Raw genomic sequence first — 20,205 nt, forward strand, 5'->3', positions numbered from 1 at the left:
CAACCAGAACACCACGCGGTGCGGTAGTTCAGTTGGTTAGAATACCGGCCTGTCACGCCGGGGGTCGCGGGTTCGAGTCCCGTCCGCACCGCCAGAATTTATAAACCCTGAGTTTCTGACTCAGGGTTTTTTGTTTTTTGCATAACATTTCAAATTGATTTATAAAAGTACGTTGTCCCTGAAAATTTCCCGTTGGAATCGATGACTGCTGTGAGATCTGCTTCGACATTTTGCCAGTATTGTTCTGCTTCGTTCTCTTTCAGGGGGCAATAAAGCCGATGGAGGCATTACTTTCGACACAATCATGTAGTAAACGAATAAGTCCATCGCGTTTTGTATTGATGGAATCTGGTTGCATGATAGTGAGTGTCGGTATTGGATTGAATGTTAGGTTAGATTTAGGCATTTGTAGTCAGATTTGAAATAAAATGTAATTTGTAATATATAAATAATTTAATATATGGAATATTAAATTGTCAATTGTATGGTGGCTATTCACGATAGAGGTTTTAGTGAATAGCCACATTCTACGATCAAATCTTTAGTTATAGCACTTAATGAAACTGACTTTGGCTTTTAGTTTTATTTTCTGTTCTTTATTTTAATTGTTAATGATTTGATCCTCTTTATTATAAATAAAAGTAGCATCTTGACTATAATTGGTAGGAAGATTTATTCGTATAATTGGTATTATTTTCCCAGTGACATTATAAAATTCCTTTTGATCATGTTGCGCACCGTTAAGCCCTCCCTGAAGATAAAAGAAGGCTTCAATGGGTAATTCATTGGGAATATTCTGGGGCCAGGTAGCCAATATTAACTCATTATTTATTGCCAGCGAGAGCTGTAAACGCGCCTGAACTCCCTGTATGAAAGCATCAGCATGATTTTCTCCTGGTTTAATGCTGACATCAAAACCACACTGACTTTCTTCATCGCTTCCATTTTTTATCCACTGTTGAGCAGTAGTAATTCCAATTTGTTGACAAGGAGCACTGCGGGGAATCTCAGGAGTAGCACCACATCCTTTGTCATCTCTGTCGGCAGAGACTGCGTTGATAGGGAAATAGCAAAGAGCTTCAGGGTGTTGTTTATTATTTGCCGATGCGGATAAATAAGGAGCAAAAATGAAACCATTTGTGTAACCAGCATCTAATGTAATAAGTTTAGAGTCAGTTCTCAAATAAGAAAATGATACACCACCGCTACTTTGAGAGTGTGGACTTGGATTCCAAGAATAATAGTTATATGAAGGGACTGTTCCTCTTAACATAATCCCAGAACATAAAAATGCAGGACGATCCCCATCTCCACAATCATTTCTAGTATCGTTATATCTTTGAGTTAATTCTGTCGCAAGATCGTAACCAGAGTTTGTATTTATTGAGTTAACGTCAGCAAAAGTTATTTGCAATCCCAATAAATATAAAGAAATAAAAATAATTATTTTCCTCATGTTATTTCCTTAATTATTTTTTAATATTGTAGAATGATGATGAGTTTATAAATTCACCTTTTTATAGTATTAATTCAAATTACTTTTTTTTATCATCTAATAATTAAATCTTATTGAGTCGGTGGCATATTTTCATGGGTTATTTTTATATTTGGTGATAATTTATTTAAAATAAAAATAGAATAATAATGGCTGTCCATGAATGGTTTATTTATAAATTTTTATTTTGCTTTTTTATTTTTTATAGAGCAATTATCTTTTCCGGTAGACTTTCAAGCCATGTCATATCAGCAAGGGAATGTATCCCTGGAACAGGAGATATCACCAAAATCGCAGTTGACATCAAATATATTACAAGTGAATTTTGTTCATTATCTTGGCTTGGCAGAAAAATGGGTTTTTTTGGCCTTGATTAACCTATTGGGTATCGTGTCTAATACGTGGCTTTCTATTGCGCAAATCACGTCAGGAAATTATTCCTTATTTGCGCAAGATCACCTTTAGTTGTCAGCATGGTCTTGACAGAGAACCAAAACAACGAGGTAAATCAAATAATTATTGTCAAGGAGAAATTAAGATAGTTCTCCTTATCATCTGGCATTAATTATCTGGTATTAATGATTGCGGTTTGTATGCTGCGCTGCGAAAATTAGTCCTTAGTTCACTAACGCTTTTATCCGACTTGGAGTAAAGAATGACCACTCGTAAAACCCTTGCTAATGCTATCCGCTTCTTGAGCATGGACGCTGTGCAGAAAGCAAAATCAGGGCATCCTGGCGCACCAATGGGAATGGCTGACATTGCCGAAGTGCTGTGGCGTGATTATTTGAACCATAACCCTTCGAATCCTGGCTGGGTTGATCGTGACCGTTTCGTGTTATCTAATGGTCACGGCTCCATGCTGATATACAGCCTTCTGCACCTGACAGGTTATGATGTTTCTATTGATGATTTGAAGAATTTCCGTCAATTACACTCTAAAACTCCGGGCCATCCAGAATATGGCTATACTCCAGGCGTAGAAACCACTACTGGCCCATTGGGACAGGGGATCGCTAATGCAGTAGGCTTTGCGATTGCAGAACGCACACTGTCAGCGCAGTTTAACCGTCCAGACCATGATATCGTCGATCACTACACTTATGTGTTCATGGGCGACGGCTGTATGATGGAAGGGATCTCCCATGAAGTTTGCTCTTTGGCGGGTACACTGAAACTGGGCAAATTGATCGCATTCTATGATGATAACGGTATCTCTATCGACGGTGAGGTAGAAGGTTGGTTCACTGATGATACCGCAACACGCTTTGAAGCCTATGGCTGGCATGTTATCCGTGGCGTAGATGGTCATGACTCTGACGCTATTGCGGCAGCTATCGAAGCAGCACGCAAAGAAACAAACAAACCATCCTTGCTGATGTGCAAAACCATCATCGGCTTTGGTTCACCAAATAAAGCAGGCAAAGAAGAATGTCATGGTGCCCCGCTGGGTGATGCTGAAATTGAAGCAACCCGTAAAGCGTTGGGTTGGGAACATCCTGCGTTTGAAATTCCTCAAGACATTTACGCTGGCTGGAACGCTCAGGAAGCTGGTAAAACCAAAGAAGCAAGCTGGGAAGAAAAATTTGCTGCCTATGCGCAAGCTTATCCAGAACTGGCAGCTGAATTCAACCGTCGTACCAGCGGTGAGCTGCCAGCGAATTGGGAGGCTGAATCCAAAGCATTCATTGAAAAACTACAACAGAACCCAGCCTCCATTGCCAGCCGTAAGGCATCACAAAATGCACTGGAAGCATTCGGTAAAGTTCTGCCAGAATTCATGGGCGGCTCTGCTGACTTAGCACCAAGTAACCTGACCATGTGGTCTGGTTCCAGGCCTCTGAACGAAGTTCAAGACGGTAACTACATTCACTACGGTGTGCGTGAATTCGGTATGTCTGCTATCATGAACGGTATTGCATTGCATGGTGGTTTTGTGCCTTATGGCGCAACATTCCTGATGTTCGTGGAATATGCCCGTAACGCTGTACGCATGGCGGCATTGATGAAAGTGCGCAGCATCTTCGTTTATACCCACGATTCCATCGGCTTGGGTGAAGATGGCCCAACTCACCAGCCAGTCGAGCAGATTGCTAGCTTGCGCGTAACACCAAACATGAGCACATGGCGTCCATGTGACCAGGTTGAATCTGCGGTTGCGTGGAAGTATGCAATTGAGCGCAACAATGGCCCAACTTCACTGATCTTCTCCCGTCAAAATCTGGCACAGCAGGATCGTACTGCTGAACAATTGGCGAATATTGAGAAAGGAGCTTACATCCTGAAGGATTGCGCAGGCCAGCCTGAATTGATCCTGATTGCAACGGGTTCCGAAGTGGAATTAGCAGTGAAAGCGACTGATCAACTGACTGCCGAAGGTCGTCAGGTTCGCGTGGTTTCTATGCCATCTACTGATGCTTTCGATAAGCAGGATGCTGCATACCGTGAAGCGGTACTGCCAGCGGCGGTTTCTGCCCGTGTTGCCATTGAAGCGGGTATTTCTGATTACTGGTTCAAATATGTTGGTATCAATGGCGCTGTCATTGGTATGAACACTTTCGGTGAATCTGCACCTGCTGATGTGCTGTTTAAAGAGTTTGGCTTTACTGTTGAAAATGTAGTAGCGAAGGCAACAGCTTTGCTGAAATAATCGCCAAATAATCCTATTAAGCGCATTCGCATCAATTTTAGGGCGGATGCGCTCTTTTTTTGTTCAACTTTTCCTCCATAATGTGACGAATGACGCTTGCTATCACTCTTTTTTTCTCGTAATCTGCTTTTATGGTTGCTGAACCGTTTCAGTTAAGTGCATAAATGAGATAATAAAATGTCTTGTCTGTCACAATCTGGTTAATTTTGTGATGAATTATCAGTACAAGTAGACATTGCTCAGTTATTCTAAGCGGTCGCGTAACTACAGAGAAATTCAGGGAGTAACATGACTATCAGGGTAGCGATTAATGGTTTCGGAAGAATAGGGCGCAGCGTCTTGCGTGCTCTTTACGAATCCGGGCGTCAAGCTGAAATTTCAGTGATCGCTATCAATGAGTTGGCAAATGCACAAGGCATTGCTCACTTGTTGAAATACGATTCCAGTCATGGGCGTTTTGCATGGGATGTACGCCTGAATAATGATTTATTGCAAATAGGGGACGATAGCATCCGGCTGTTTCATCAACCGAATATCTCGGCTCTGCCGTGGAAAGAATTGGGTATTGATATAGTTCTTGATTGCACAGGCAAGTATGGTGAACGGGTAGACGGAGAGTCTCATATCGCCAGCGGAGCCAAAAAAGTCCTATTTGCGCATCCAGGAGGAAATAATCTGGATGCAACCGTAGTATATGGTGTTAATCACCATTCATTGGTTGCCGAAGATCGCATTGTTTCTAATGCATCCTGTACCACAAACTGCATCATTCCAATCATTAAAATGTTGGACGATGCGTTCAATATTGAGTCTGGTACGGTGACGACCATTCACGCATCAATGAATGATCAACCTGTGATTGATGCTTATCACTGTGATTTACGTCGAACCCGGGCGGCCAGTCAATCCATCATTCCTGTTGATACAAAACTGGCTGCGGGGATCACACGTATTTTCCCTAAATTTAATGATCGGTTTGAGGCGATTTCTGTTCGCGTACCGACTATCAATGTGACCGCCATTGACTTGAGCGTAACAGTCTGTTCGCCAGTGAATGTAGAAGATGTGAACCAGCTCCTGCAAAAATCAGCGACCAGAGAGTTTCATGGTATAGTGGACTACACAGATCTGCCGTTGGTTTCAACGGATTTTAATCACGATCCCCACAGTGCTATTGTGGATGGTACACAAACGAGGGTTAGCGGAAAGCACCTGATTAAAACCCTTGTGTGGTGTGACAATGAGTGGGGCTTTGCTAATCGTATGATTGATACGACACTGGCAATGGCCGCAACCGGTTTCAAATAATCATTTGTTGTGTCACAAATGGCACACAGCAGAAGATTGAGTAATTTTATAAAGAATCAATGAGAGGATTCACCATGTCTGTAATTAAGATGACTGATTTAGATCTGGCGGGTAAACGCGTATTGATCCGTGCTGATCTGAATGTGCCTGTAAAAGATGGCAAAGTGACTTCTGATGCACGTATCCGTGCGTCTTTGCCAACAATTGAGGCTGCGTTGAATCAGGGAGCCAAGGTCATGGTTACTTCTCACCTGGGACGCCCAACTGAGGGAGAATACAACGAAGAGTTCTCACTACAACCTGTCGTTGATTATTTGAAAGAAGCACTTTCTTCTCCTGTTCGTCTGGAAAAAACCTATCTGGATGGTGTTGAAGTGTCGGAAGGTGAATTAGTGGTTCTGGAAAACGTTCGCTTCAACAAAGGTGAGAAAAAAGACGATGAAACGTTATCAAAACAGTATGCTGCACTGTGTGATGTGTATGTAATGGATGCTTTTGGTACTGCGCACCGTGCACAAGCGTCAACTCATGGCGTTGCTAAGTTTGCCCCTATTGCTTGTGCTGGTCCACTGCTATCTGGTGAACTGGAAGCTTTGGGTAAAGCACTGCACAATCCTGCCCGTCCAATGGTAGCGATTGTAGGGGGCTCTAAGGTTTCAACCAAACTGACCGTTCTTGATTCGCTGTCCAAAATTGCCGATCAACTGATTGTGGGTGGTGGAATCGCTAATACATTTGTTGCCGCAGAAGGACACAATGTTGGTCGTTCGCTGTACGAAGATGATTTGATCTCAGAAGCGAAAAAATTGATGGAAAGCTGTGACATCCCAGTTCCTACCGATGTTCGTGTTGCGACAGAATTCTCTGAAACAGCGGAAGCAACGCTGAAATCCACCAGCGAAATTCAAGACGAAGAGCAGATCCTTGACTTGGGTGATGCTTCTGCCGAACGTCTGGCTGAAATTCTGAAAAGCGCCAAGACCATTTTGTGGAATGGTCCTGTAGGTGTTTTTGAATTCCCTAACTTCCGTAAAGGAACCGAAATTATTGCCCGTTCAATTGCCGAGAGTGATGCTTTTTCTATCGCAGGGGGTGGTGATACTTTGGCAGCAATCGATCTGTTCGAAATTGCTGACAAGATCTCTTACATCTCTACTGGTGGTGGTGCTTTCCTTGAATTCGTTGAAGGCAAAAAACTGCCAGCCGTTGTGATGCTGGAAGAACGTGCTAAAAGTCATTAAGTTGTAATAACAGGCAGTATTGGCTGCCTGTTCAATGTCAATACAGGACCACGTAACATGTCTAAAATTTTTGATTTCGTAAAACCGGGTGTCATCACTGGTGATGATGTTCAAAAAGTCTTTGCTGTCGCTAAAGAAAACAATTTCGCGTTACCAGCGGTTAACTGCGTCGGTACTGATTCCATCAATGCAGTGTTGGAAACGGCGGCAAAAGTACGTGCTCCGGTCATTATCCAGTTTTCTAACGGTGGTGCCTCTTTCATTGCTGGTAAGGGTTTGAAAGCAGAAGGTCAACAAGCAGCGATTATTGGTGCTATTTCTGGTGCTCACCATGTTCACCAGATGGCAGAACATTATGGTGTACCTGTTATTCTGCATACCGACCATTGTGCACGTAAACTGCTGCCATGGATAGATGGCCTGCTGGAAGCGGGTGAGAAACACTACGCGCAAACGGGCAAGCCCCTGTTCTCCTCTCACATGATTGACCTGTCAGAAGAATCTCTGGAAGAAAATATCGAGATTTGCAGCCAATATCTGGCACGTATGGCGAAAATCGATATGACACTGGAAATCGAACTGGGTTGTACTGGTGGTGAAGAAGATGGTGTTGATAATTCCCATCTGGACAGCTCTTCCCTGTATACACAGCCAGAAGATGTGGCCTATGCGTATGAGAAACTGAACGCTATCAGCCCGCGTTTTACCATCGCGGCTTCTTTCGGTAATGTTCATGGTGTATATAAACCTGGAAACGTCAAACTGACGCCAAAAATTCTGCGCAATTCACAGGACTACGTTTCTGAAAAATTCAACTTGCCACACAACAGTCTGGATTTTGTCTTCCACGGTGGTTCTGGTTCTACCGCAGAAGAGATTCAGGAAGCCGTGAGCTACGGTGTAGTGAAGATGAATATCGATACCGATACTCAGTGGGCAACTTGGGAAGGTATCCTGAACTACTACAAAAAGAATGAAGGCTACCTGCAAGGCCAGTTAGGTAACCCTGAAGGGGCAGATAAACCTAACAAGAAGTTCTACGATCCACGTGTTTGGCTGCGTGCTGCTCAGGCTTCCATGGTTGTTCGCCTGGAGCAAACTTTTAAAGAACTGAATGCAGTTGATGTGTTGTAATAAATTGTTATTTATATAAAATTTATTATTTAGCTAATATAAAAGCTGGCTAAGTTCTTCTTGAATTAGCCAGCTTAATCGAGTATTTCCCACCCGTTATTTGACTTATCAACGAGCGGAAAATTTGTTTAATCAAACAGGATTGGACAGATTACGCTTTCATAATTTTATTTAACCACGGCACCATAAAGGCCATAATCACAGCGACAATCAGGGTTGCAATTCCAATTTTACCAAATACGTTAGTATAAATTGGCAGGGTTTGCAGTGGATTAGTCACGCCTTCTGGTGCGGCAGTAAAGGTTGCTACATAACTACCCAACACTGATGCTGCGGCTTGTGACAGGAACCACATACCCAGAATAAAACCAGTCAGATAGCTAGGAACAAACGTTGCTACCATTGCCAGTCCCAATGCGCTGATCATTAACTCTCCGACGCTTTGGAACAGATACACCAGCACAATAAACCATGGGGATGTAATACCATTTTCATCAGCAAATAAACCAGAGGCTGCGGCGGTCAGGAACCCCAAAGAACACAAGAACATGCCGAAGGTGAATTTTGTTGGCATGGAAAAATCTTTACCTTTGTTACCCAGTTTAGTGTAAACCACGGCCAAGACAGGGCTGACGACGATGATCCAAAATGGGTTAAGTGCCTGAAAACTGATGGGATTGATATTAAAACCCAGAATCTGGTGATGAACATTGTTGATGGCGAAGAAGTTGAGGGAAGTTGGCATCTGGTTATACAGGATATAGAACACGATAGCCTGAAGCATCAGAATAAATGCCACAAACATCTTATTACGGCCAACTCTGTCCTGTTTGAATGCCTGCCAGAAGAAAATCACTACAACGATAGTTGAGATCGCCATAAGGGCAATATTGGCAATTTTGATGTTGTGCAATAACCATGCACAGATACCAATCATTACAACTGCACCGATTAAGACCAAAAACAAGGTGATATAGCGCAAAGGGGCATGGTCTGGCTCTGAACCGATGTTATGTACCATACGGCGACAGGCGATATAAACCAGCAGGGCAATAATCAGGCCGATACCGCAGATATTATAGGTGATGGCATAACCATATTTTTCAGCAATGACGGGGGCAAGAGAGAGGGAAACCAGAGAGCCAAGATTGATAGACATATAAAATAGCGTAAATGCACCATCCAAACGCGGGTCTTGCGGCTGGTAACATTTTGACAGCAGACTGGCTGGATTAGCTTTAAAAAGGCCATTACCAACAGCAACGGTTCCCAGGGCATAAAAAATCAGCTCAGGATTGATGATGGAAAGGCCAATCATGAAGTAGCCTATCGCCAGTACGATAGCACCCAAAACAATGGTTCGTTTTGTCCCCAGTAAATGATCACCAACATAACCACCGATGGAAATCAGGCCGTAGACCAGCGCAGTAAATGCACCAAAAGTGATAAATGATTGTGCTTCTGAAAAACCGAGATGCTGAACGAAGTAAACAGCCAGAATGCCTTGAACACCGTAGTAACCAAATCGTTCCCATAGTTCTACAAAAAATATCATGAAGAAAGGTTTGGGTTGATCCCATAAACCGATCGGAGCAGTTTTACTCATAGTGATGCCTCTGTTTGCAATCATCAGATGGGCAGTACACTCAGATAAAAATATATTCAGATAATTATACTGTTGCCAACATATTTGTTACTTAAATGTATCGCACAAGTTGTGATTTTGTTTATTCATTCAAGGTGATCGTGAAGTGAGGAAGGTTAATATACTGGTATGATATCTTCTCAACGGTTGATCACACTAACTAAAAAAAGTAATACCAGATCTGACAGAATATTCACTAAATTAATATCAAAAATTATTAATAAGTGGATTTTATGCTCGCAAATAAATCAATTTGATTGTCATTTAATCTCTGTTGTTTGTTATTTGTTGAAAAGAGGTAGGTGAAATAAAAATTGGCATGAAATGGAATCAATTGAATCTATATGTAAAATTTTTATTATGTATTCTGAAATAGGGTTGCGGGTTTTCAGACTGAAATTTTTTGCTAATATTCAATACAAAGTCTATTAAATATCAATTAAAAATATATTGATAAGAATTTAGAAATGAAGGCTCTTTGTTAAGAAACCTTCATGTTATGAGGCTGTGCTGAGAATACTTCTGTTTTAATGCGCTTTTTTTAAACAACGGTTGCCATGTTTTTATCCATCACGGGATGAAAACTACGCTTAAAGTAAATAAGGCCATGACCTTCTTCACGAACAATAATCTGTTTTATTTCTACTAGATATACATAGTGAGTACCAACTTCCTGTACTTGCTTAATACATCCCTCTAAATTGGCGAGTGTCCCTTGTAGCAAGGGTTGTCCTAGTATGCCAGTTTTCCAGATATCCCAATTAAAGCGCTCTTCCATACTGATACCTGTCATGCCCGCGAAATGGCGGGCCATCAATTCCTGTTCATGATTCAGGATATTGACACAAAGATGACCATTTTCCTGAAATACCGGATTCATGGCGCTATTGCGATTAATACATACCATCAGAGTCGGAGGCGTATCTGTCACAGAGCACACCGCCGTTGCAGTCATACCGCAGCGCCCCGTCGGACCATCCGTGGTGATGATATTCACCGCAGCGGAAAGGCTTGCCATCGCATCCCTGAAACGTAAGCGATGTTTATTTTCTACAGACATAATAGGCCTCCTACTACTGACTTATTTCAGCAGCTTATCTAACAGGTTAATATCACAGTTATTGTGTAAGTGGGGACTGGTCCAGCCGTTCACATCATAGTCAGAAAGACAGCGATCTACCAATTCCATCATTTTCTTCATATTGCCAGAGCCATAGGCATGACGCAGACATTGCAGGCGGATTTCGTCCTGACTGCCGGCATAATTAATTTCGTATAATTCATGGCGACCGCCGAACTCGCTGCCAATGGCATCCCACATTAATTTCAAAATCTTGATTCGTTCCACATGATCAATACCATTAGAGCCACGAACATATTTTTCAAGATATTTATTGATCTCAGGATTATTCATGTCACGTACACTGGATGGTAAATAAATCAAACCGCTGGTGACATTGCTTTCAATAATATTCTTGATTTTTGTGTAAGCTATGGGAGCCATCACGCGATAAGTCTGAATGGCTTGGGTATCGGGCAGATAGGCGCCATTTTCCCACGGCTTGGCTTCTGCCCACATCGCATCTGTCAGTGACCAGAACAGATTGCGCCATGCAACGACCTCTCCCAAATCGGCCTGAACACCACGGAAATCCACCACGCCAGTGCATTCAAGGCTTTTTTGCAACAGTGCCGTAATGAAATCCAGTTTAACGGCAAGACGTACGCAGGCTTGCATGGGAAACAGCCGCGCAAAACCACTTTGCACTGCCCAATTACGGGCTCGATCAAAATCGCGATAAATTAACACGTTTTCCCACGGAATTAATACCTTATCCATGACCAGAATGGCATCATTTTCATCAAACCGACTGGAAAGGGGGTAATCAAAGGGGGAGCCAGTGGCACCGGCCACCAATTCATAAGAGGCGCGGGAGATTAATTTCACGCCATCAGCATCCATTGGTGCAACAAACATGAGGGCAAAATCAGGATTATCCCCGATAACCTGTGCAGAGCCAAAACCGATGAAATTATAGTGAGTCAGGGCTGAATTGGTTGCGACAACTTTGGCACCACTGACAATAATTCCAGCATCTGTTTCTTTTTCTATCTGGATAAAAACATCTTTGACCTGATCTGCTGGTTTATGGCGATCAATCGGTGGATTAACAATCGCATGGTTGAAATAGATGCAGCTTTCCTGAATGCGCTTATACCAGATACGAGCATTGTCAGCGAATTGTCCATAATATTCAGGATAAGCACCCAATGAGCAGCAGAATGCAGCTTTATAATCGGGTGAACGTCCCATCCAGCCGTAGGTCAAACGTGACCATTCGGCAATGGCATCACGCTGCTGGCGGATATCATCAGAACTGGTGGCGAAACGAAAGAATTTATGTGTATAGCCACCACTTCCGGTATCGGTATCCCAGCAGAGTACATCGTGGGTTTCCGGAGCATGAAGGGCATCATACAGTTGACCAATTGAAGCAGCCGCATTGCGGAAAGCCGGGTGGGTTGTGACATCTTTGACCTGTTCACCATAGATGTAAATTTCGCGGCTATCCTGAAGTGAACTCAGGTATTCTTTACTGGTAAATGGGCGTTTATGATCAGTACGCAAATTTTCTAGTCTCATAGCAACCTCATACTCCAAAAAGTTCCCTTATTTGGGCTTGTTATCCATATGGGGAACAAGTGTTAATTTTATGTTTCTTTCATTGTTTGATTGAAGCGACTAAACGGCTCTTCTTGAAGAGACTTTTGGAGGATTTACTGGTACTTTTCGATAAAAGCCGGCAATTTGTTGCGTAAATGTGACCGGCTTTGTGTTTTAGTAATAATTATTTTGCTGTGTCGGGGGCAGTGGGAGGGGGAGCACTTTCATACATAACGATAGTGTAAAATTAATCCTCCCCTAAATGGGATCTTGCTGTCATAAAGGCTGATTGGGTAGATCTGATTGTCCCATGGGTCACATACCACTGATTCATGGTTCCATGTCTTAGGATCTGTTTCATGTCCTGTTATTCTGCCAATCACCACAATTGTGTGTGCATCTTCACTTCTGTTATCAATGTTAATGTCAAATAGATCAAGAGGTCTTGCTCCCAGCATTTTAAGATGTGAAAAAGCAAGAATAGCTTTTTCTCCACAATTTCCCAGATGAGACTCTATAGTGGTAACGTTAGAAAGCAGAGCATGTTTTCTGTAAAAGGAATCAGAGGGTATCTCGTCAACAACTTGCCGGAGCCTTTCTTGAATAGCTATTCTTGTATTTAATAACTCGAAATTGCATCTGTTTCTCTCATACTGTTGTTCAAGTGTTTGATATGGCAGTTTATTTGGAGAAATAATACCGATTTGAATGTTTACGTAGTTAATAGCTCTTCTGGCTAAAAACAGGTTATAGGGAAGTGACATTGTTATTTCTCCTTTATTTCGGAAAATTTGTTCAAGTGGTATCTCAGTCTTAATATGCCATTAAAAAAATATCAATTGTAACTTTTCACTGTAATGACCGATATCAGCTTCTGTGGCATAGTTATTGGAAATTAATCGTTATTGGAAATTAATCGTTATTGGGAAATTAATTGTTGTCTAATAATATGTTCCTGTAGCGCTTTAGCGACAAACCTGTTACAGGATTAGTGGTCACTGACGTTTGCTTGATGATATCTGGATATTTTCTAATAATTTAATTTATTAACTTAAAAATATATCCACCTTAATGATATTTAAGGAAACGTTTATGAATTATGTTGCTTCAACTAATATTTGATCGCTTTCCTAAACTTAGAAATAGACCGGTTACTGAATATAATTATTTCCACCTGAATTCCTCTCCCGCCAAACACTTGGTGAGCATCCCACTAATCGATTAAAAAATCGGGTAAAATAAGCAGGATCTTTAAACCCAAGCTGATACGCTACCTCAAATACGGGGCTATCACTAAACAGTAATAACCGTTTTGCCTCCCGCAGTAGTCGGTCAAAGATCAGTTTTTTGGGTGGCCGATTGGCAAAGCGTCGGCACATATCCTTTAGGCGTGATTCGGTAATTCTCAATTTTTCTGCATATTCTGGCACGGCAAGATGTTGGTGATAGTGTTGATCAATCAATTGGTTAAAGTGCTGAAACAGTTTCAACTCTCCTCTGACACCTCCGGAATGATGATCGTCAAGGGGAATACTACGCAGCAAAAAGGTAAACAGAGATTGAGCCAGGAAAGTCAGCGATTGTTCTCGTCCGGTAAATTGGTTGGCAGACTCACGCCCAATCAGTGCCCAATAATGGTTGAATGTTTCCAATTCATCGTATTTATCCGCGACGGAAAGACAAATAGCTGGAATATCAACCAGTTCTCGATGGGTGGGATAAAGCGAACTGAGTAAGGGTGTAATCAGCTCCTGACGGACGGTCAGTACATAACCGTCAGTATCTTCCTGCGTAAAAAAAGCATGGGGGACGGAAGGTGGAGTCAGGATAAACAGAGGGGCTTGTACGGAATAATGTTGTTCATCTAATTGTAGTTCGATCCGCCCTGTCACCAGATAGTGCAGTTGGAAAAAACCATCATGACGATGCACCTGCATATCACGCCCGAAAAATGCAGCCATGCGACCAAAAGTTTGATAGTGAATATCATCCGATCCCTGGGTTTCGTCATAATCCTTGCTGATATCAATATTAGAAATGATGGACTTGTTGGCTCTGAGCGCATGGGATGCAGGCATCGGTTTTTCTCCTGTATCTTTAAGGTATATCAATATGTTGCTCGTTATTTACGAGGTTACCTGTAGCCGTGCATGTTTCATTGGGATCAGAAAAACGATTAATGCACCGATGATCAGTAATCCAGCGACGAAATAAAGTCCAGCACTGAAATTTCCCGTTTGATCTTTTAACCAGCCGATCAGCAGAGGACTAACGGCGGAACCCACATTGCCGGTAGCATTGATCACGGCGATCCCTACTGCGCGGGCACGCAAGCTGATCGACTGATCCGGCGTTGTCCAGAATACCGCCATAGCCGTAAACGATCCGGTGGAAGCCATAATGATCCCAAGTAATTGCACCATGCTGTTATCAGTCAGTGAAGTTAAAACCCAGCCTGCGGCTGCAAACAGGTAGGGCAAGGCCGTGTGCATTTTGCGTTCTTGCAGGCGATCTGAGCGGCGGCTCCAGTAAATCATGCCCAAAATTGTGCAGAATTGTGGAATGGCAGTCAAAATACCAATAGTTACATGGCTGCTGCTCTGATTGAAACTCTGCATAATCTGTGGTGTCCAGATATTAATGGCACTTAAGGTATTGGTCAGACAGAAATAAGCGAAGGTATACATTAATACAATGGGGGTAAAAACTTCACGCCATAAGCTGGTTTTTTGTTGTTGAATCTGCTCATTGGGCTGCGTTATAGCAAGCTTATCGTTTTCTATCATCTCTTGCAGGCATTGCTTATCTTCACGAGTTAACCATTTGGCCTTTTCTGGTGAATCATCCAGATAAAACCAGACAGCAAAACCGAGCAAAACAGAAGGGAAGCCTTCCAGCAAAAACAACCATTGCCAGCCACGCAGATCCCAGATGCCATCCATTGCCAGAATATAACCGGAAATGAGTGAACCAAACGCCATCGTTACAGGCATGGCGATCATAAACAGCGCATTGGCACGCGCGCGATAATAGGCAGGAAACCAATAAGTCAGGTAAACCAAAATACCCGGCAAAAAGCCTGCTTCTGCAATACCCACCAGCATACGCAAGATATACAGGCTCGTGGGACCGGTGGCAAACATTGTGGCGGTGGAGGCGATCCCCCATAACACCATAATGGTAGCAATCCAGCGGCGAGCTCCCACAATGCTCAATACCACATTGCTGGGAATGCCGAAAATGACGTAAGTGGCGTAAAACAGCGTAGCAGCCAGACCAAACATGGTGGATGTTAAACCGAGATCTTTTCCCATTGTCAAACCAGCAAAGCCAATATTGATACGATCCAGAAAAGAGAAAACGAACAGAACAAAGAGAAAGAGTATCAGGCGTCGGAATAATTTATTGATGACACTTTGCTGTTGAGCGGTCAGCTTTTTATGTTGATGCGGTGGATTTTCTGATTTTGGTATAGCGTCAGGTGAAATACTCATTGGTGTTTCCTTGTTTTGTGAGTTGCTTGGTTTTCCTTTGGGTGGGGATTTGAAATCTATTGGCTATATATGACTGTTTACACAGAGATTAGGTACGTCAATTGCTATGGCTGGTGTCGCGATCAACATCAGCCATTTTGGGGCATTACTTTTTGTCGGAACATTGTTTGTCGGAACATTGTTTATCGATGATTGACTGATTATTTGCCGAAATGTTTTGCCAAAGCATTGGCTGCTCCGGTCAGCAAGATGGTATCAACCCCTACGGCAACAAACAGCGCACCCAGATCGAGGTAATGTTTAGCTGCATCAACATTGGTCATCAAAATGCCAGCTGCCTTGCCGGAAGACTGGATCTGAACAATGGCTTGTTCAATGGCAGACTGGACTTCAGGATGTTGCGGGTTACCGATATGTCCCATATCTGCACTGAGATCGGCCGGGCCGATAAACACGCCATCAACACCTTCGACAGCCGCTATTTCCGGTAGGTTTTGCAGGGCCTCACGGGTTTCTACCTGCACCAATACACATATTTCGTCATTAGCACGGGACAAATAGTCAGGAATGCGGTTCCAGCGAGAAGCGCGTGCCAGGGCACTACCCACACCACGAATACCTGCGGGTGGATAGCGAGTCGCCCTGACCGCTTCACGCGCTTGCGCTGCATTTTGAATCATCGGGAACAACAACGTTTGTGCACCAATATCCAGCAACTGTTTGACGATCACCGGATCATTCCATGCCGGACGAACAACGGGCTGGCTTGGGTAAGGGGCAATTCCCTGTAATTGGGCAAGAATGGTGGAAATATCATTGGGAGCATGTTCACCATCAATCAACAGCCAATCAAATCCCGTTCCTGCCAGTATTTCCGCGCTATACCCACTGCATAGCCCAAGCCATAATCCGATTTGTGGATGCCCTGCTTTCAGAGCATGTTTAAATTTATTTGTTAGCTGATCCATGGTGTTACCTCAATAGATTTAAACAAAGTGACAGCTAATTGAACCTAACACGCCATAATCCACATGAAAGGTATCACCTTTACGTGCAGGGACAGGGCGGGTAAAAGAGCCAGCCAGAATAATCTGGCCTGCTTCTAGTTGAACACCATGCGGTGCCAGTTTATTGGCAAGCCATGCCACACCATTGGCGGGATGATTGAGAACGGCTGCAGCCACGCCGGATTCTTCAATCACACCATTGCGGTAGAGTAGGGCACTAACCCAGCGTAGATCCAGTTCATCTGCCTTGATCGGTCGCCCCCCAATAATCACACCACCATTGGCGGCATTGTCAGAAATCGTATCGAATACTTTGCGTGGACGCTGGGTTTCGGGATCGATGTTGTGACAACGAGCATCAATAAGTTCCAGTGCGGGAATAACATAATCTGTCGCATTATACACATCAAACAGCGTGCAGTTCGGGCCAGTTAGGGGTTTTGCCAGCACAAAAGCCAGTTCGACCTCAATACGGGGCACAATAAAGCGGTCGCAAGGAATGTCACCGCCGTCTTGAAAAAACATATCATCCAGCAGGGCACCATAATCCGGTTCACTAATCTGTGAACTGGCTTGCATGGCCTTAGATGTCAGACCAATCTTATGTCCCTTGAGAATTCGGCCTTCTTTGATTTTTAAATCTACCCATTCACGTTGAATGGCGTAAGCATCCTCAATAGTGATCTCTGGATAGTCCAGTGAGATTTGTCGGATTTGCTCACGGCTTTGCTCTGCCTGATGTAAACGGCGTGCGACTCGTGATACGATTTCTTGTTGTAGCATAGGGGTTAAGCTCCTTTCGCTTCCAACCCTCCAAAACAGAGGTATTTCACTTCCAGATAATCCTCAATACCGTAACGTGAACCTTCACGCCCCAGCCCCGATTGCTTGATACCGCCAAATGGCGCAATTTCGTTGGAGATCAAACCTTCATTGATACCTACCATGCCACTTTCCAATGCTTCCGCTACACGGTAAATTCGGCCAATGTCGCGGGAATAGAAATAAGCGGCCAGACCAAATTCAGTGTTATTGGCAATACGGATGGCTTCATCTTCATCACGGAATTTGAGTAGTGGCGCCAGAGGGCCAAAAGTTTCTTCGTGAGCCACTAACATGGAATCGGTAACCTCTGCCAATACCGTTGGCTCAAAGAACAAACCACCCAGCGCGTGGGATTTTCCTCCCGTCAGAATGCGTGCGCCGTTGGAAACCGCATCATTGATATGCTCCCGTACTTTTTCTACTGCTGCTTGATTAATCAGTGGACCTTGCTGTGATGCGCTGTCAGTGGCTGGCCCAACACGAAGCTGTTTCACTTTGTGTGCCAGACGTTCTGCAAATGCATCGTAAATACTTTCTTGTACCAAAATGCGGTTGGCACAAACGCAAGTCTGCCCGCTGTTACGGAATTTTGCAGCCATTGCACCTTCTACCGCAGCATCAAGATCGGCATCATCAAACACGATAAAAGGCGCATTGCCACCCAGTTCGAGGGAAAGTTTTTTCACGGTATCGGCACTTTGTGCCATTAATAATTTGCCAACCCGCGTAGAGCCGGTGAACGAAAGTTTGCGCACTATAGGGCTTGAAGTCAGCACTTCGCCAATTGCTTTGGCATCCATTCCCGTGACGATATTGAGGACTCCGGCCGGAATGCCGGCCTGTTCCGCCAGTACGACTAAGGCCAGCGCAGACAGGGGGGTTTCGGCTGCAGGTTTCAGAACTACCGTACATCCCGCAGCCAGCGCAGGTGCAACTTTACGGGTGATCATCGCATTGGGGAAATTCCACGGTGTAATGGCTGCAACGACACCAATCGGTTGTTTGATGGTAGCGAGACGGCGGCCCGGCATTGGGGAAGGCAATGTTTCGCCATAAGTACGTTTACCTTCTTCCGCGAACCATTCAATAAAACTGGCACCATAAGCAATTTCACCCATTGCCTCGGTGTGAGATTTGCCTTGTTCCGTACTCAGTATTTCTGCTAAGGCGGTTTGGTTTTCCATCACCAAATGGAACCATTGCCTGAGCATTTGGCTACGCTGTTTTGCTGTCAGCGATCGCCATGCAGGAAGGGCATTCTGGGCGGCTTCAATAGCAGACTGTGTCTCTTTGGCTCCCAGATCACTGACATTGGCAATGACTTTACCATTGGCAGGGTTAATGACTTCAAAAGTCGATTTATTTTCCGCGTCAACCCATTGACCGTTGATATAGGCCTGTTGACGCAGCAATGATGTATCCAGATGATTTGTCATAGTTTCTTCTCACTAAAATCGTTACTCTTTTGCTTTAAACAGGCTATGAACATTATTGGATTTATAATTCAGCACTGGATCGAGTTCTTCCATAGTGAAAGAGAGGCCCAGATAACGCCGTGCCATCAATTCACTGAAATGCGCCTTGATTAAGTCAAACAACATTTCTCCGACTTTTTGCCGAGCTTCAAGGCTGCGTCCGGCACCAATTTTCAGTGTCATATGAACGAAGGCATAATCTTGTTTACCATCCGCCATTTGCCAGGTATCCAACCAAATGGCACGGCTACGGATACCACCTAGCGGAAAAATCCCTGTATCTGCCAGCGCCTGGTTCACTTTGGTAAATAACTCTGGCAATCTGGCTTCTTCACGGATATTTTCAGTACACTCAGCATAAAAATGTGGCACAGTTTTCTCCTGTCAGTCATTAATTTTATTTTGATTAACAATATAATCTGGCAGCGGGAATACCGCGTTAACCTGTCCTGTCCCTGAGCTGGCGAACAATTCCGTCAAAAACTCCACTTTGCCGTCATATTTGTCCCATCCGAGCAGGCCCAGTAGCATCACAGTATCATGCATGCTGCCTTCTCCCCGACAATATTGCGCATATTCCGGCAGCATTTTACAGAACTCCTCGAACTTGCCTTCTTTCCAAAGCTGCACGACACGGCGATCCATCTGTTCATCGAACTCACGGGTATAGCTGTTCATGCCTTCTTCAGCACGTTGATCTTCAATGAAACTGTGCGACAGTGAACCGCTTGCCAGTACCGCAACCGTGCCATCATATTTCTCAATCGCCCGTAAAATCGCTTCTCCCAATTTACGGCTGTCTTCAAACGCATGGACAGTACAAAAGGCAGAAATTGAAATCACCTTGAAATGGCGGTCGCCGTTCATATAACGCATGGGCACCAGTGTGCCATATTCCAGTTTCAGGCTTGGGATCTCGTGTGATTGGGCACGAACGCCCATCTGGCGTGCTTCTTGTGCAATCATCCTGCCTAGCTCTGGGTTACCATCATACTCATAGGTCATATCGCGGATAAAATGTGGCAACTCATTACTGGTATAGATACCGGAAAAATGGTCAGAACAGTTAATATGATAGGCGCTGTTAACCAGCCAATGGGTGTCGAAGACAATAATCGTATCGACACCCATTTCACGACAGCGTCGGCTGATCTCTTTGTGTCCGTCAATAGCGCCTTGCCGGCAACCGTGATGCTTGCCTGGTAATTCAGACAGGTACATAGAAGGTACATGTGTAATTTTCGCTGCTAACGCTAACTTTCCCAT

General features: G+C 43.8%; 18 protein-coding genes and 1 tRNA gene. 6 read left to right on the forward strand and 13 right to left on the reverse strand.

Annotation, left to right across the window (positions count from 1 at the left end; genetic code table 11):
• Positions 1 to 17 precede the first annotated feature (17 nt).
• Positions 18 to 94: transfer RNA gene (locus ACE1SE_RS04015), tRNA-Asp, on the forward strand.
• 165 nt (positions 95 to 259) lie between these two features.
• Here the strand turns inward: ACE1SE_RS04015 and ACE1SE_RS04020 are convergent.
• Complete coding sequence (locus ACE1SE_RS04020) at positions 260 to 406, reverse strand: hypothetical protein (RefSeq protein ID WP_374052751.1); 147 nt, start codon at positions 404 to 406, stop codon at positions 260 to 262.
• Positions 407 to 601: 195 nt separating this feature from the next.
• Positions 602 to 1,456: an N-acyl homoserine lactonase gene (locus tag ACE1SE_RS04025; protein ID WP_374052752.1), complete on the reverse strand. Its 855-nt coding sequence runs from the start codon at positions 1,454 to 1,456 to the stop codon at positions 602 to 604.
• Positions 1,457 to 1,644: 188 nt separating this feature from the next.
• Here ACE1SE_RS04025 and ACE1SE_RS04030 point away from each other — a divergent pair, with 188 nt between their 5' ends.
• The 5 genes from ACE1SE_RS04030 to fbaA all read left to right on the forward strand — a co-directional run bounded on the left by ACE1SE_RS04030 (position 1,645) and on the right by fbaA (position 7,828).
• Positions 1,645 to 1,872, forward strand: coding sequence for a hypothetical protein (locus ACE1SE_RS04030; RefSeq protein ID WP_374052753.1), 228 nt, complete (start codon positions 1,645 to 1,647; stop codon positions 1,870 to 1,872).
• Positions 1,873 to 2,150: 278 nt separating this feature from the next.
• Positions 2,151 to 4,145: a transketolase gene (gene tkt / locus ACE1SE_RS04035; RefSeq protein ID WP_374052754.1), complete on the forward strand. Its 1,995-nt coding sequence runs from the start codon at positions 2,151 to 2,153 to the stop codon at positions 4,143 to 4,145.
• A gap of 288 nt (positions 4,146 to 4,433) precedes the next feature.
• Positions 4,434 to 5,453, forward strand: a complete 1,020-nt coding sequence (gene epd, locus ACE1SE_RS04040; RefSeq protein WP_374052755.1) for an erythrose-4-phosphate dehydrogenase — start codon at positions 4,434 to 4,436, stop codon at positions 5,451 to 5,453.
• 74 nt (positions 5,454 to 5,527) lie between these two features.
• Positions 5,528 to 6,694 (forward strand): phosphoglycerate kinase, encoded by a 1,167-nt coding sequence (gene pgk, locus ACE1SE_RS04045; RefSeq protein ID WP_374052756.1) that lies wholly within the window; start codon positions 5,528 to 5,530, stop codon positions 6,692 to 6,694.
• 57 nt (positions 6,695 to 6,751) lie between these two features.
• Positions 6,752 to 7,828, forward strand: a complete 1,077-nt coding sequence (gene fbaA, locus ACE1SE_RS04050) for a class II fructose-bisphosphate aldolase (RefSeq protein WP_374052757.1) — start codon at positions 6,752 to 6,754, stop codon at positions 7,826 to 7,828.
• Between the two features lie 151 nt (positions 7,829 to 7,979).
• Here the strand turns inward: fbaA and dtpB are convergent, their stop codons facing one another.
• From dtpB to hpaD, 11 genes are all read right to left on the reverse strand, one after another.
• Positions 7,980 to 9,434: a dipeptide/tripeptide permease DtpB gene (dtpB, locus tag ACE1SE_RS04055; protein ID WP_374052758.1), complete on the reverse strand. Its 1,455-nt coding sequence runs from the start codon at positions 9,432 to 9,434 to the stop codon at positions 7,980 to 7,982.
• Between the two features lie 580 nt (positions 9,435 to 10,014).
• Entirely contained in the window at positions 10,015 to 10,533 is a 519-nt protein-coding gene (hpaC, locus tag ACE1SE_RS04060; RefSeq protein WP_374052759.1) for a 4-hydroxyphenylacetate 3-monooxygenase, reductase component, read from the reverse strand.
• Between the two features lie 21 nt (positions 10,534 to 10,554).
• Positions 10,555 to 12,117: a 4-hydroxyphenylacetate 3-monooxygenase, oxygenase component gene (hpaB, locus tag ACE1SE_RS04065; RefSeq protein ID WP_374052760.1), complete on the reverse strand. Its 1,563-nt coding sequence runs from the start codon at positions 12,115 to 12,117 to the stop codon at positions 10,555 to 10,557.
• Positions 12,118 to 12,362: 245 nt separating this feature from the next.
• Entirely contained in the window at positions 12,363 to 12,902 is a 540-nt protein-coding gene (locus tag ACE1SE_RS04070; RefSeq protein ID WP_374052761.1) for a hypothetical protein, read from the reverse strand.
• 387 nt (positions 12,903 to 13,289) lie between these two features.
• Complete coding sequence (gene hpaA / locus ACE1SE_RS04075; RefSeq protein ID WP_374052762.1) at positions 13,290 to 14,216, reverse strand: 4-hydroxyphenylacetate catabolism regulatory protein HpaA; 927 nt, start codon at positions 14,214 to 14,216, stop codon at positions 13,290 to 13,292.
• A gap of 48 nt (positions 14,217 to 14,264) precedes the next feature.
• On the reverse strand, positions 14,265 to 15,632 hold the full coding sequence (gene hpaX / locus ACE1SE_RS04080; protein ID WP_374052763.1) for a 4-hydroxyphenylacetate permease: 1,368 nt from the start codon (positions 15,630 to 15,632) through the stop codon (positions 14,265 to 14,267).
• Between the two features lie 200 nt (positions 15,633 to 15,832).
• Positions 15,833 to 16,600 carry a 4-hydroxy-2-oxoheptanedioate aldolase gene (hpaI, locus tag ACE1SE_RS04085; protein WP_374052764.1) on the reverse strand — a complete coding sequence of 256 codons (768 nt, stop codon included), beginning with the start codon at positions 16,598 to 16,600 and terminating at the stop codon, positions 15,833 to 15,835.
• A gap of 18 nt (positions 16,601 to 16,618) precedes the next feature.
• Positions 16,619 to 17,422: a 2-oxo-hept-4-ene-1,7-dioate hydratase gene (hpaH, locus tag ACE1SE_RS04090; RefSeq protein WP_374052765.1), complete on the reverse strand. Its 804-nt coding sequence runs from the start codon at positions 17,420 to 17,422 to the stop codon at positions 16,619 to 16,621.
• Positions 17,423 to 17,427: 5 nt separating this feature from the next.
• The gene (locus tag ACE1SE_RS04095; protein WP_374052766.1) at positions 17,428 to 18,900 is read right to left on the reverse strand and encodes an NAD-dependent succinate-semialdehyde dehydrogenase; all 1,473 of its coding nucleotides are present in this window, start codon (positions 18,898 to 18,900) and stop codon (positions 17,428 to 17,430) included.
• Positions 18,901 to 18,921: 21 nt separating this feature from the next.
• Complete coding sequence (locus ACE1SE_RS04100) at positions 18,922 to 19,311, reverse strand: 5-carboxymethyl-2-hydroxymuconate Delta-isomerase (RefSeq protein WP_374052767.1); 390 nt, start codon at positions 19,309 to 19,311, stop codon at positions 18,922 to 18,924.
• 12 nt (positions 19,312 to 19,323) lie between these two features.
• On the reverse strand, positions 19,324 to 20,205 hold the full coding sequence (gene hpaD, locus ACE1SE_RS04105) for a 3,4-dihydroxyphenylacetate 2,3-dioxygenase (RefSeq protein WP_374052768.1): 882 nt from the start codon (positions 20,203 to 20,205) through the stop codon (positions 19,324 to 19,326).

This window comes from Xenorhabdus taiwanensis (assembly GCF_036512875.1).
GTDB classification, from domain to species: domain Bacteria; phylum Pseudomonadota; class Gammaproteobacteria; order Enterobacterales; family Enterobacteriaceae; genus Xenorhabdus; species Xenorhabdus taiwanensis.